General features: G+C 69.4%; 12 protein-coding genes. 6 read left to right on the top strand and 6 right to left on the bottom strand.

Translation table 11 applies throughout. The features are described 5' to 3' along the window. The first annotated feature begins 56 nt into the window (after positions 1-56). From ACFVAV_RS09720 to ACFVAV_RS09730, 3 genes are all read left to right on the top strand, one after another. Complete coding sequence (locus tag ACFVAV_RS09720; protein ID WP_379032672.1) at positions 57-1,280, top strand: PucR family transcriptional regulator; 1,224 nt, start codon at positions 57-59, stop codon at positions 1,278-1,280. A gap of 76 nt (positions 1,281-1,356) precedes the next feature. Further along, a complete protein-coding gene (locus ACFVAV_RS09725; protein ID WP_379032675.1) occupies positions 1,357-1,905 on the top strand; it encodes an NADAR family protein in 549 nt (182 codons plus the stop codon). A gap of 277 nt (positions 1,906-2,182) precedes the next feature. Next, the gene (locus ACFVAV_RS09730; protein ID WP_379032678.1) at positions 2,183-2,653 is read left to right on the top strand and encodes a DUF4189 domain-containing protein; all 471 of its coding nucleotides are present in this window, start codon (positions 2,183-2,185) and stop codon (positions 2,651-2,653) included. 66 nt (positions 2,654-2,719) lie between these two features. On the opposite strand, the gene ACFVAV_RS09735 is transcribed toward ACFVAV_RS09730, so the two are convergent. From ACFVAV_RS09735 to ACFVAV_RS09755, 5 genes are all read right to left on the bottom strand, one after another. Continuing rightward, complete coding sequence (locus ACFVAV_RS09735; protein ID WP_379032681.1) at positions 2,720-3,382, bottom strand: methionine ABC transporter permease; 663 nt, start codon at positions 3,380-3,382, stop codon at positions 2,720-2,722. Continuing rightward, entirely contained in the window at positions 3,382-4,395 is a 1,014-nt protein-coding gene (locus ACFVAV_RS09740) for a methionine ABC transporter ATP-binding protein (protein WP_379032685.1), read from the bottom strand. The genes ACFVAV_RS09735 and ACFVAV_RS09740 overlap by 1 nt, the downstream gene beginning before the upstream one ends. Further along, on the bottom strand, positions 4,392-5,264 hold the full coding sequence (locus ACFVAV_RS09745) for a MetQ/NlpA family ABC transporter substrate-binding protein (protein ID WP_379032687.1): 873 nt from the start codon (positions 5,262-5,264) through the stop codon (positions 4,392-4,394). The genes ACFVAV_RS09740 and ACFVAV_RS09745 overlap by 4 nt, the downstream gene beginning before the upstream one ends. A gap of 132 nt (positions 5,265-5,396) precedes the next feature. After that, positions 5,397-5,942 (bottom strand): GNAT family N-acetyltransferase, encoded by a 546-nt coding sequence (locus ACFVAV_RS09750; protein WP_379032690.1) that lies wholly within the window; start codon positions 5,940-5,942, stop codon positions 5,397-5,399. A 15-nt stretch (positions 5,943-5,957) separates the two neighbouring features. Then, positions 5,958-6,872: a Ku protein gene (locus ACFVAV_RS09755; RefSeq protein WP_379032693.1), complete on the bottom strand. Its 915-nt coding sequence runs from the start codon at positions 6,870-6,872 to the stop codon at positions 5,958-5,960. 109 nt (positions 6,873-6,981) lie between these two features. Here ACFVAV_RS09755 and ACFVAV_RS09760 point away from each other — a divergent pair, with 109 nt between their 5' ends. Together ACFVAV_RS09760 and ACFVAV_RS09765 are read left to right on the top strand one after the other, a co-directional pair. Further along, positions 6,982-8,064: a lycopene cyclase family protein gene (locus ACFVAV_RS09760; protein ID WP_379032696.1), complete on the top strand. Its 1,083-nt coding sequence runs from the start codon at positions 6,982-6,984 to the stop codon at positions 8,062-8,064. A gap of 143 nt (positions 8,065-8,207) precedes the next feature. After that, on the top strand, positions 8,208-10,607 hold the full coding sequence (locus ACFVAV_RS09765; RefSeq protein ID WP_379032699.1) for an MMPL family transporter: 2,400 nt from the start codon (positions 8,208-8,210) through the stop codon (positions 10,605-10,607). A gap of 91 nt (positions 10,608-10,698) precedes the next feature. Here the strand turns inward: ACFVAV_RS09765 and ACFVAV_RS09770 are convergent, their stop codons facing one another. Then, entirely contained in the window at positions 10,699-11,463 is a 765-nt protein-coding gene (locus ACFVAV_RS09770; protein ID WP_379032702.1) for an SDR family oxidoreductase, read from the bottom strand. 147 nt (positions 11,464-11,610) lie between these two features. On the opposite strand from ACFVAV_RS09770, the gene ACFVAV_RS09775 reads away from it, so the two are divergent. Further along, entirely contained in the window at positions 11,611-13,242 is a 1,632-nt protein-coding gene (locus ACFVAV_RS09775; RefSeq protein WP_379032705.1) for an ABC-F family ATP-binding cassette domain-containing protein, read from the top strand. The last annotated feature ends 44 nt before the right edge of the window (positions 13,243-13,286 follow it).

Genomic DNA, 13,286 nt, shown 5'->3' on the forward strand with positions numbered 1-13,286 from the left:
AGTGCGGAAGCTGAACCACCACCGGCGCCGCCGGCTCGGTGTGGAAGGAGTCGACGATGATGACGATCCCCGTGGACGGAGCCCCGATGTGGCAGCCGCTGCGCGAAGTCCGGACCTTGACGGGCACGCTCGTCGGCCACTTCGTCGACACCGTGGCAACCTGCCGGACGCTACCCGGTGACGTGATCTCGGGGGACGTCACCACCGTCACCCGGTTGTGCCTGGAAATCGTCGGCGGGATGCTCGACGGCCGCGACGAGACCGAACGGCTGAACCGGCTCTCGGTCGCCGCGGCGGGCTGGGCGCGCGAGGGCGTGCCGATCGACACCATTCTGCACGCCTTCCACGAGGGTTTCCGGCTCGCTTTCGACGCGGTGTTCGACAAGGTCGGCGACGGCGACCGCGCGAGCCTGATCGACGGATTCCGCAGGGCCGTCGCCATTTCGGATCTGCTGTGTACGACAGTCACCCGCGCCTACATCCGGGAGCACCGCGATATCGCGGGCGAGCACCACACGGCCGTGCACACCCTCACCTCGGCGCTGCTGGCCGGTCAGCCGACCGTCACGATGGCGCGCGAATGCGGGATCGCCGTCGCTGACGCGTATTCGGTACTGGCACTGTCGATCCGGCGCCACCCCGACCGCGACGATCCGCGGGTGAACAGCGTGGTGGTGGCCCGGCGCACCCTGCGCCGGGTGCAGGCGGCGCTGGCGTATCACGGCGGCGACCAGGTGCTGTCGTTGCTGTCGGTGGACGGCGGCACCCTGCTGATCCCGGCCGACCGGATGGATTCCGATGCCCTCGACACCCTGGTGGCCGCGCTCTCGCGGGCGGCCCGCGTGGACGTGACAGGCGCGCTGGTGCCCGCGACCACCGAGGAGATCCCGTCCGCGGCCGAGCGCGCGCACGAACTGCTCGACATGGTCGAACGCCTCGACTGCGAGCCCGGCCTCTACCGCTTCGGTGACCTTGCCTTGGAATACCAGCTCACCCGCCCCGGCCCCGGCCGGGCCCGCCTCGGCGAACTGCTGTCCCCGCTGGACAAGCACCCCGAGTTGTTCGAAACCCTGCGCGTGCACATCGCCAACAACATGAACCGCCGCCGCACCGCCCGCCTCCTGCACATCCACACCAACACCGTCGACTACCGCCTGCGCCGCATCGCCCAGCTCACCGGCCTGGACCCCGCCCAGGGCTCCGGCCTCTGGCAACTCCGCTCCGCCATGATCGCCCGCAGCTTCCACACCGGCCCCACCCCGGAAGCCCGCCTGGCCTAGCTCTTGCCCGCGAATATCGTTGGCGGACAGGCCACCCGCCGGTATATGGTTCACAAGACCAAAACCGGGAGGGGTTATGACCGTGGACACCGTCGAACAGTTGCGTCAGTCGATCGAGCAGGGCGCATCGCCGAAGTACCTGACCTTCTGGGGTCACACCCCGCGGCGTGACGGGACCATCGGCACGAGCTGCCTGAGCCAGTGGTGGCCCGCGGCGTTCGTCGTCGACGGCGCCGAGTTCACGAGCGCCGAGCACTACATGATGTGGCGCAAAGCGCTCCTGTTCGACGACGCGCGCACCGCGGCCCGCGTCCTCGAGGTGAAGCACCCCAGCGAGGCGAAGAAGCTCGGCAGGCAGATTCGCGACTTCGACGAAACCGTCTGGGAGCGGGCGCGATTCGAGATCGTGGTCGCGGGCAACGTGGCCAAGTTCGGCCAGGACGACGCGCTGCGGACCTACCTGCTCGGCACCGGCGCCCGCGTGCTCGTCGAGGCGAGCCCGGTGGATCGGATCTGGGGGATCGGGTTGGCCGCCGACGACCCGCGCGCGGCCGACCCCGCGCAGTGGCGGGGTCTCAACCTGCTCGGCTTCGCGCTGATGCGGGCCCGGAGCGTGCTGCGGTAGGCAAGGCGCGAGGGGGCGCGAGTTGTCGGTGGGGGTTGTTAGTCTGTGCCCGACGAACGGACCGGGAGGATTCGGGCGTCGCGACGGGCGGAATCTGTTGGCGCCGGGAATGTGTCGGTGCGCGCGGATTTCGCGGGAACGGCCGGGCGTGCAATTCGGGAAAGCTATTTCTCGAAGGTGCGTGTGGCGGTTCATGATTGGTTCGGCTTCGACCGCGAAGCCGATATTTCGATGGGGAGATTCACTGATGTCTGTTGTGGGCAAATATGCCCTGGGTGTGGCTGCTGTGTCCGCGGTGGCCGCGTTCACCGTCGTGAACGCCGGTTCGGCCGCCGCGGCCGAGAGTGGCGTGGCGATCGCCGAGGCACCCGGTTACACCGCTGTCTCGCGTGACGGTGGTTTCCAGGCCGCCGCCGGTGATCTCTACGGCGCGCTGGCGCTGTCGTCGAAGGAAGCCGTGGTCGCTTCGGCGGTCAACTACGGCAGCTGGGCGGCGGCGAGCCAGGCCGCGCTGGCCGAGTGCGGCGTGTGGGACTGCCAGATCGTCGTCGAGTTCCGCAATGCCTGTGGCGCTGTCGCGCAGGGCGCCGACTACCGCTTCGGCTGGGCCTGGGATCACTCCCTGGCCGCGGCCGAGCGGTCGGCGGTGGACGTGCTCGGGATCAGCGCCCCGCCGTTCCCGGATCCGGGTTCGGCCTCGCCGCGTGCGGCGAGCGTCATCCTGTCCGCCTGCACGGCGAACGTCTGACGAAAAGAGAGCGGGGCACGGACCATTCGGACCGTGCCCCGCTCTCGTCTTCGGTGATCGATATTCTCAGCGGCGCAGCACTTTCCGGGCCAGCCAATTCCCGGAGAACTGCACACCCTGCACACCGGCGATGATGATCAGCGTCGCCACGATCGTGACTTCCCAATCGAATTGCTGGTACCCGTAGACCAGCGCGAAATCACCGAGCCCGCCGCCGCCGACGGTGCCCGCCATCGCGGAGATGTCGACGATCGAGATCACCACGAAGGTGTAGCCGAGGATCAGCGGCCCGAGCGCTTCCGGAATCAGCAGCGTGAGAATGATCCGCAACGGTCCCGCGCCGACCGCGCGGGCGGCCTCGATCACGCCGGGATCGACCGTCACCAGATTCTGTTCCACGATCCGGGCGATACCGAACGACGCCGCCACGATCATCACGAACAGCGCGGCCTCGGTGCCGATGGTGGTACCGACGACCTCCAGGGTGACCGGGCCGAGCGCGGCCAGCAGGATGATGAACGGAATCGGGCGCACCACATTGACGATCACATTGAGCACCAGATAGACCGGCGCGTTCGCCAGCAGCCCGCCCTTGCGGGTGGTGTAGAGCGCTGTGCCGAGGACCAGGCCGATCACCCCGGCGACGACGAAGGTCACGCCCACCAGGTAGACGGTCGTCCCGATCGCCTCGAACAGGCTGGGCCGCAGCTTCTCCCAGTTGGTCTCCATCAGCCCGCCTTCCGTTCCAGGTCGGCGACCACGCGGTCCAGCGCGTCGTCGGGGCCGTGCAGCGCCAGGGTGATGCTGCCGAACGTCTTGTCCTGCAGGGTGCTCACACCGCCGTAGACGATCTCGAAGCGCACGTCGGCGGCGGTGGCGGCGGCCAGCGCCGCACCGATGCCGCTGTGATCGTCGACGTCGACGGTGACCAGCCGGCCGCCGTGCAGCTCCCGCAAGCGGTCGAGTTCGGCCGCGTCGGGCCGGTTGTGCAGCACGGTCGCCACGAACGACCGCGTCGGCGCCGCCGTCGGTGCGGCGAAAACATCGAAGGTGTCGGCCAATTCGACGATCCGCCCCTCGGCCAGCACCGCCACCCGGTCGGCGACCGCCCGGATCACGTCCATCTCGTGGGTGATCACCACGATGGTCACCCCGAGCTCGGCGTTGATCTTCTTCAGCAGCCGCAGCACCTCGCCGGTGGTCTCCGGGTCGAGCGCGGAGGTGGCCTCGTCGGCGAGCAGCAGCGACGGCGAGGTCGCCAGCGCCCGCGCGATCCCGACGCGCTGCTTCTGTCCGCCGGAGAGCTGATCGGGATAGGCGCGCGCCTTGTCGGTGAGGCCGACGAACTCGAGCAGCTCGGCGACCCGCGCCTTCCGCTCGGCGCGCTTCCAGCCCGCCACCCTGAGCGGATACTCGATATTGCCCGCGGCCGTGCGTGATCGGAACAGGTTGAACTGCTGGAACACCATGCCGATATCGCGCCGCAGCCTGCGCACCGCCGGCTCCGGCACGCCGGTGATGGGGGTGCCGGAGATCGTGACGGTGCCCGAGGTCGGCTTGTCCAGCGCGTTGATCAGCCGCACCAGGGTGGACTTGCCCGCCCCGGAGTAGCCGATCACACCGAAGATCTCGCCGCGCTCGATCCGCAGGTCGATGTCGTCGAGCGCGACCTGCCGCTCGTCGCCGCTGCCGAAGACCTTGGTGACCGAACGGAATTCGACAGCGGCAGCGCCGGAGCTCACTTGTTCGCGCGGATGCCCTGCTGCACCCGGTCCAGGATCTGTTCGAGCTCGGCGCCGGGACGGGTCACGGCGACCGCGGTGTTCTTGGTGACCTCGGCGTGCGCGGCGGCCACGGCCGGGTCCTTCCAGATCTCGACCAGCTTCAGGTAGGTCGGGTTGGTCTTGTCCTCGGCGCGGGTGACGATGACATTGATGTAGGGCTCGGCCGACGGGTTCTTCGGATCGTCCTTGTACAGCGCCGAATGCGGGTCGATGCCGGAGCGCTCGAGGAAGGTGTTGTTGACCACCGAGCCGTCGACCGAGGCCAGCGACAGCGCGGTCTGCGCGGCGTCGACCGGGGTCACCCGTACCTTCGACGCGCCCTTGTCGATGTCGGCGGGCGTCGGCTGGGCGGAGGTGCCGGTCAGCTTCAGCAGCCCGGCGGCCTGTAGCACGAACAGCGCGCGGGCCTGGTTGGTCGGATCGTTGGGGATCGCGATCTCACCGCCGGCCGGGATGTCGGCCAGCGCTTTGTGCTTCTTGGAGTACAGACCCAGCGGCACGATGTAGGTCGAGCCGATCGGGGTCAGCGTGTCCGCACTCGCCACGTTGTACTGGCCGAGGAACTGCAGGTGCTGGAACAGGTTGACGTCGATCTGCTTCTGCGACAACGCCGCATTGGGCTGCTTGTAGTCGGAGAAGTTGGTGATCTTCAGCGTGATGCCCTGCTCCTTGGCCTTCTGCTCGAAGACGTCCCACGCCTTGTCCTTGTCGGTGGTACCGATACGCACCACGGTGCCGGATCCGGCGTCGTCCGAACCGCACGCCGTGAGGGTGAGGGCCGCGGTTGCTACCAGGACCGGGATCGCCAGTACCCGACGGAATTTCACTTGATACTCCCGAATTGCTCGCTGAGGATGAACCCGGTCATCCAAGCCGCGGCCGGCGCCCGTCGACAACGGTTTGCGTTGGCTCGAGCGAAACCCTCGCAAATAGTTGGACGGCCGTCTAATTTGCGGATGTCAGCGGCGCGGGTGCTCCACCGACAGCCTGCCGCGGCGGATCAGGTCGTGACGGGTGTTCGCCGACATCGGCGGCAGCGGCTGCTCGCCACCGGCCTCGTCCGGGTTCGGCCGCACCAGCAGGGTGACGGTCGCGGCGGGCACGAAACCGGTGCTGGTCATCAGCGCCGCCGAGGCGCTGTTGCGGTCCTCGACATCGGTGACGATGTGGCGGGCCCCGCGCGCGAACAGCGCCTCCGAGCACACGTTCACCAGCCGCCGGGCGATGCCGTGGCCCTGCATATCGGGCGCGACCGCGATCCATTCGAGGTAGGCCCAGTCGTCGCGGTGCTCGAACTCCATCGAGCCGAGCACGAAGCCGACGACCCGGTCGGAATCCAGGGCGACCCAGCAGGCGTTGTCCGGGCTGTCCAGATGCTCGGCGACGGCCGTGAGCGACCACGACGTGTACGGCTTGGTGGTCGTGTCGAACACCTGGTGGCCGAGGTCGAGGACTTGACGCAGATGTCCCAGCCCCATCGGCACGACAGCGATCGAGGAGTCCATGAGGGTCAGTGTGCCCTACGCACCCTTGCGAGTCGCGGTCTTGCTGTCCGTGGATTTCTTCGCCGTCGCCTTACGCGGCGCCGCTTTCTTTGCCGCCGCTTTCCTGGCCGCTTTCTTCGGGGCGGGCGCCGGTTCGGAGTCGCGGCGGCCACTGGCCTCGAGACTGCGTTGCAGCGCCGCGACCAGGTCGACGACCTCGGCATCGGGCTGTTCGGCGGGTTCGGTGGCCGCGGCGGGTTCGACTTTGCCCGAACCGCTCGCGATCGCCTCGTCGAGGAGTTTCTGCAATTCGATCTGATATTCGTCGGTGTATTCGCCGGGATCGAAATCACCCGACATCGACTCGACCAGCGTTTCGGCCATCTTCAATTCCTGCGGGCGGGGTGCGGGCGCCTCGTCGAGCGACGGGAAGTCCACGGCACGCACCTCGTCGGGCCACAGCAGCGTCTGCAGGACCAGCACGCCGTCGCGCACCCGCAGTGCCGCCAGCCGGGTCTTCTGGCGCAGCGTGAAGTGCACGAGCGCGGTCTTGTCGATGCGTTCGAGGGTGGCCGCCAGCAGCTGGTAGGCCTTGGGCGTGGCCGAATCCGGTTCGAGGTAGTAGCTCTTGTCGAACAGGACGGGGTCGATCTGCTCGGACGGCACGAATTCCAGCACCGGGATTTCGTGTTTCTCCGCCGCGGGGAGTTTCGAGAAATCGGCGTCGGTGAGGACGACCTGGTCGCCGTCGGGGGAGACATAGGCCTTGTCGATGTCGGAATACTGGACCGAATTGCCGCACGCCTGGCAGACGCGGTCGTATTTGATCCGGCCGCCGTCCTTGGCGTGGACCTGATGGAACCGAATATCGTGGTCCTCGGTCGCGGTATAGACCTTGACCGGGACATTGACCAGCCCGAATGCGATCGAGCCCTTCCAGATCGATCTCATTGCCCCATGATGGCCGATATATCGCGCGGGGGCGAGCCGACGCCGCCCAACCGGTGCCCGTCCGTGACGCGGCGGTGCTCGACATCGTTGCGTCTGATCCAATCGTCGGGTGGACGCCGAGCTGATCATCTGCGGACTCGGCCCGGCGGGCCGGGCGGTGGCGCACCGCGCGCTGGCCCGCGGCCTGGCCGTCACGGTGATCGACCCGCATCCCGACCGGGTGTGGACACCGACGTACGCCGCCTGGGCGGACGAACTGCCGGACTGGCTGGATCCGGCCGTCGTCGCCGCGACCGTCGACGGGCCGACGGCATGGGCCGTCCGGGAGCACCGGATCGACCGCGTCTACCAGGTACTCGATACCGCGGCGCTGCAACGGTCGCTGACCGTCGACGGTGCGCGGGTGATCGCCGACCGGGTCGTCGACCTGGACGCGCGCTCGGTGCGCACGGCGAGCGGGCTCATCCGCACCGGGCGGGTGCTCGACGCGCGCGGACTGGCCAGGTCACCGCGCCGTGCCGAGCAGACCGCGTACGGCATGATCCTGCACCGGGACACCCTCGACCAGCCGACCGTGTTCATGGACTGGCGCCTGGACAACGGTGCCGGCCCGGACGATCCGGCCTCGTTCCTCTACGTCGTCCCGCTCGGCGCGGACACGATGCTGTTCGAGGAGACCTGTCTCGCGGGCCGCCCGGCTCTCGGCCCCGATGTCCTGCGGCACCGCCTCGAGCACCGTCTGCGGGCACGCGGCATTCCCTGCACCGGTGCGGAACCGGTGGAACGGGTGCGGTTCCCGGTGCAGGGTGGCAAGCCCGGCCATGGCCGATTCGGGGCGGCCGGTGGCATGACCCATCCCGCCACCGGCTACAGCGTCGCCGCCTCGCTGAGTGCGGCCGACCTCGTCGCCACGGGCACGACGGTGTGGACGGCCCAGGCACGCGCCGTGGCCGCCCTGCGCCGCGCCGGGTTGCGGGCACTGCTGGCCATCCCACCGCGCGATGTCGCGGTCTTCTTCGACGCGTTCTTCGATCTGCCCGCCCCGCTGCAACGCTCGTACCTGTCCGGCACCGACGACCTGCGCGGCACCCTCGCGGCGATGCGCGCGCTGTTCGCCGCTCTTCCCCCGCGACTGCGCCGCACCCTCGCGACGTCGGTGGCCGGAATCGGCCCGGCGCCGGCCGGGGTGTAACGGACCGGTCGCTGACCGTGAACTGAGGGGTGTGCCCGAGGTCACCCCGAGGCCCGGCGGCGCCGCCACGAAGTTGCTACCATCGCTGCGCGAACGCGCCCACCCGCCAACAGGATCGGGCCGGCGAGGCGGACCGGCCGGGAGTGTCCCGAGCCCCGCACGTCGACGTGCGTGCCGCACAGTTGCGTGACGAGTTAGGGGAATATCCGGTGTTCGAATTCACCAGGCGGCGCAGCTGCTGGGTGCTCGGCGTTTTCGCAGTGCTCGCGCTGGTGCTCGGCGCACTCGGCGCCACGCTGTTCGAGCGGGTGGAGGGCGGCGGATTCACCGACCCGGGCAGCGAGTCCAGCAGAGCACTCGACGTGCTGCGCGAGGAGTTCGGGCAGGCGCCGCCGAATCTGCTGCTGCTCGTGGAGACCGAGGGCTCGGTCGAGGACCCCGAATCGACCGCGGCGGCGACGGCACTGGTGGCCAACCTCCAGGAGCGCGACGGCGTCACCGACGTGGTGTCCTACTGGACCACCCACGAGCCCGCGCTGCGCAGCGTCGACGGCAAGCAGGGCCTGATCGTGGCCAGCGTGCTCGGCAGCGAACGTGAGATCGACCAGCGCGTCGCCGCGATCGCCGCCGAACTGACCGGAACGCAAGGCACCCTGCAGGTCAGGGCAGGTGGTCTCGCGATGTTCCTGCACGAGAGCGTCCAGCAGAGCATGACCGATATCGCCAAGGGCGAGGCCATCGCGTTCCCGCTCACCCTGATCGCGCTGCTGTTCGTCTTCGGTGGTCTGGTCGCGGCGAGTCTGCCGCTGCTGGTCGCGCTCGGCACCGTGCTGGCGACGATGGGCGCGCTGTGGCTGCTGACGCTGTTCATCCCGCTGTCGGTGTCCGCGACGAACGTGGCCACGCTGCTCGGCCTCGGTCTCGCCATCGACTACAGCCTGCTGATCGTCAACCGCTACCGGGAAGAACTGTCCGAGGGCCGCACCCCGGCGGGTGCGGTGGCGACCACCCTGCGCACCGCGGGCCGCACCGTCGCGTTCTCGGCGCTGACCGTCGCCGTCGCGCTCGCCGGGCTGCTGTTCTTCCCGCTGCTGGCGATCCGGTCCATGGGCTACGCGGGCATCCTCGTGGCGGCGCTGGCTGCCCTCGTCTCGCTGACCGCGCTGCCCGCGACTCTGCTGCTGCTCGGCCCGCGGATCGACAAGGGCCAGCTCGGCTGGTGGTTCCTGCGGGCCCCGCGCCCCGCGCCGGGTGAGGGCGCCTGGCACAAGCTCGCCACCGCGGTGATGCGCAAGCCGATCCCGATCGGGCTGGCCGTGACCGCGCTGCTGCTGCTCCTGGGCGCACCGTTCCTCGGCGTGCAGCTCGGTTTCCCGGACGAGCGCAGCCTGCCGGAGTCGATGAACTCCCGCCAGGTCACCGAGATCGTGCAGCGCGACTTCGGCGAGAGCGACCAGAACGCTCTCATCGCGGTGCTGCCCGAGAGCGCTTACAGCGCGACGGGAATCGACTCCATCGCCCGCGAGCTGTCCGACCTCGACGACGTCCGCCGCGTCGACACCGCCACCGGCAGCTACGCCGAGGGTGGCCTGCTCACCGCTCCCACCGCGGCGAACGCCCGGTTCCGGGCCGACCGGGCCGTCTACCTGTCGATCGTGCCCGCCACCACCGACAGCGACGCGCTGGCCGGGCTGGTCGAGCAGGCCCGCGCGGTGCAGACGCCCAGCGAGCTGCTGGTCGGCGGCGTCGCCGCGGCCAATGCCGACTCCATCGCCGCCATCGAGGACGCATTGCCCTGGGCGCTCGGCTTCGTGGTGCTCGTGATGCTGCTGGTGCTGTTCGCACTCACCGGCAGCGTCGTGCTGCCCGTGCTGGCGGTGATCCTCAGCGCGCTCAGCCTCACGGCGACCTTCGGCGCGTTGGTGTGGATCTTCCAGGACGGCCATCTGTCCGGGCTGTTCGGTTTCACCGTCACCGGCGATCTGGCCGCCACCGTGCCGGTGATGCTGTTCGCCGCCGCCTTCGGGCTCGCGATGGACTACCAGGTGTTCCTGCTCTCGCGGATCCGCGAGGAATACGACCGCACCGGCAAGAACGAGACCGCCGTCGCGGTGGGGCTGGAACGGATCGGGCGCATCGTCACCGCGGCCGCGATCCTCATCTCGCTGGTGTTCCTCGGCTTCCTGGCTTCCGACATCACCTTCATGAAGGCATTCGGGATCGGCCTGCCGCTGGCGGTGATCGTCGACGCCACCCTCGTGCGAGGTTTCCTGCTGCCCGCCGCGATGAAGGTGCTCGGCGACGCGAACTGGTACGCGCCGGAGTTCCTGCGCCGCCTGCACGATCGCTGGGGCCTGGACGAGGGCGGCGCCGGGCGGTCGCTGAAGCATGATGTCCCGGTGCGGGATCCGCTCGGTGTCACCACCGGCAGGCCCGTAGCCGCGGACGTCGAGACCATCGTCAACGATCCGCTCGCGCGGGCGGAAGCGGCCCGAGCCAAGGAAGACCTGGCAGCCGCGGGCCGCGGCGACACCACGGACTGACCCCGCGGGGGTCTGCTTCCCTGGCCGAGAGCTGTTGGGCGACACCGGTTTCTTGTCGGACCGGTGTCGCCCTTCGCGTTGTCCGGGTGCCTCAGATGCCGCCGGTGGCGAGCAGGCCGCCGTCGACCCGCACGCAATCGCCGGTGATCCACGCGGCCTCGTCGGAGACCAGGAACGCGATCAGCCTGGCCACGTCCTCCGGGACGCCGAGGCGCCGCAACGGGTAGGCGCTCGCGGCCCGCTCCTCATCCGCCGAGTACAGCGCGTCGGCGAACTTGGTCTTCACCACGCCCGGCGCCACCGCGTTGACGCGAATGGTCGGGCCCAGCTGCCAGGCCAGCTCCTCGGTGAGCCGGATCAGCGCCGCCTTGGACGCGCCGTAGGCCGAGATGACACCGGAGGACCGGATGCCCGCGACGCTGGCGACGTTCACGATCGCGCCACCGTGCTCGGCCATCCACGCCCGGTACGCCTGCTGGACGTAGCCGAGCGAGGCGACCACGTTCACGTCGAAGATCTTGCTGACCCCACCCAGGTCGGCGTCCATCAGCGAGCCGTACACCGGGTTGATGCCGGTGTTGTTGATCAGGATGTCCAGCGAACCGAACTCGGTGACCGCCCTGGCCACGGCCTCGGCCCTGGCATCGGCGTCGCCCGCGTTGCCCGCCAGCGTGCTCACCTGGCCCTTGTGCCCGAGGGCGCGCAGCTCGACCGCCGCGGCCTCGAGGGGCTCGGGTTTGCGCGCGGTGATCAGCACGTTCGCGCCGCGGCGCATCAGTTCGGCGGCGGTGGCCAGGCCGATGCCGCGGCTCGCTCCGGTGACGAGGGCGGTCCGGCCAAGGAGATCGGTAGTCATGCGACGAGAGTAACCACGCTCACACCGGGCGGCGCCGGTTCGGCCGCCGAGTTCGTGGACGGTAAAATGAGTGGTTCTTGCCGAGACCGACGGTGCACGATAGGTCGGTTCGGCGGCCACCATCTTTCCGACACGAGGAGAAGCTCTGTGATCACGGCGACCGACCTGGAGGTCCGGGCCGGAGTCCGCACCCTGCTCTCGGCCCCTGGGCCGGCGCTGCGGGTGCAGTCCGGCGACCGGATCGGACTGGTCGGGCGCAACGGCGCGGGCAAGACCACCACCCTGCGCATCCTCGCGGGCGAGGGCGAGCCGTACGCCGGAAAGATCGTGCGCTCCACCGAGATCGGCTACCTGCCGCAGGACCCGAAGGAAGGCGATCTCGATGTGATCGCCCGCGACCGGGTGCTCTCCGCGCGTGGCCTGGACACCCTGATCCGGGACATGGAGAAGCAGCAGGCGCTGATGGCCGAGGTGGCCGACGACAAGGAACGCGAGAAGGCGATCCGCAAGTACGGCCGCCTCGAAGACCAGTTCTCCTCGCTCGGCGGCTACGTCGCCGAGAGCGAAGCGGCCCGCATCTGCAACAGCCTCGGCCTGCCCGACCGGGTCCTCGGCCAGCAGCTGCGCACCCTGTCCGGCGGTCAGCGCCGCCGCATCGAGCTGGCCCGCATCCTGTTCTCCGCTTCCGACGGCTCCGGCGGGCGCTCCGATCGCATCCTGCTGCTCGACGAGCCGACCAACCACCTCGACGCCGACTCCATCACCTGGCTGCGCGGGTTCCTGCAGAACCACGACGGCGGCCTCATCGTGATCAGCCACGATGTCGAGCTGCTCGAGGCCGTGGTCAACAAGGTGTGGTTCCTCGACGCGGTGCGCGGCGAGCCCGACGTCTACAACATGGGCTGGAAGAAGTACCTCGACGCCCGCGCCACCGACGAGCAGCGCCGTGTCCGCGAGCGCGCCAACGCCGAGAAGAAGGCGAGCGCGCTGCGTCAGCAGGCCGCCAAGCTCGGTGCCAAGGCCACCAAAGCCGCTGCGGCACATCAGATGGTGCGCCGGGCCGAGCGGCTCATGTCCGAGCTCGACGACGTGCGCGTGGCCGACAAGGTCGCCCGCATCCGCTTCCCCGAGCCCGCGCCGTGCAGCAAGACCCCGCTCATGGTGAACAACCTGACCAAGCTCTACGGGTCCCTCGAAATCTTCACCGGCGTCAACTTCGCCGTCGACAAGGGCAGCCGGGTGGTGGTGCTCGGCCTCAACGGCGCGGGTAAGACGACCATGCTCAAGCTGCTCGCCGGCGTCGAGACGCCGACCTCGGGCGGGGTCGAGCAGGGCCGCGGCCTGAAGGTCGGCTACTTCGCCCAGGAGCACGACACCCTCGACGATGAGGCATCGGTGTGGGAGAACATCCGGCACGCGTCCCCGGACGCGGGGGAGCAGGAGCTGCGCAGCCTGCTCGGCGCCTTCATGTTCACCGGTCCCCAGCTCGAGCAGCCCGCGGGCACCCTGTCCGGCGGTGAGAAGACCCGTCTGGCCCTGGCCGGGCTGGTGTCCTCGGCGGCGAACGTGCTGCTGCTCGACGAGCCGACCAACAACCTCGACCCGATCTCGCGGGAACAGGTCCTGGAGGCACTGCGCACCTATGCGGGCGCCGTCGTCCTGGTGACCCACGACCCGGGCGCCGCCGAGGCACTGAACCCGGAACGCGTCATTCTGCTGCCCGACGGCACCGAGGACCACTGGTCGAACGAGTACGCGGAGCTGATCGACCTCGCCTGAGCCGTCAGGGCACGGAGGCGGTAGCGCAGCGTCACCACACAGCC

Source organism: Nocardia sp. NPDC057663 (assembly GCF_042799895.1).
In the GTDB taxonomy this organism is placed as follows: Bacteria; Actinomycetota; Actinomycetes; order Mycobacteriales; family Mycobacteriaceae; genus Nocardia.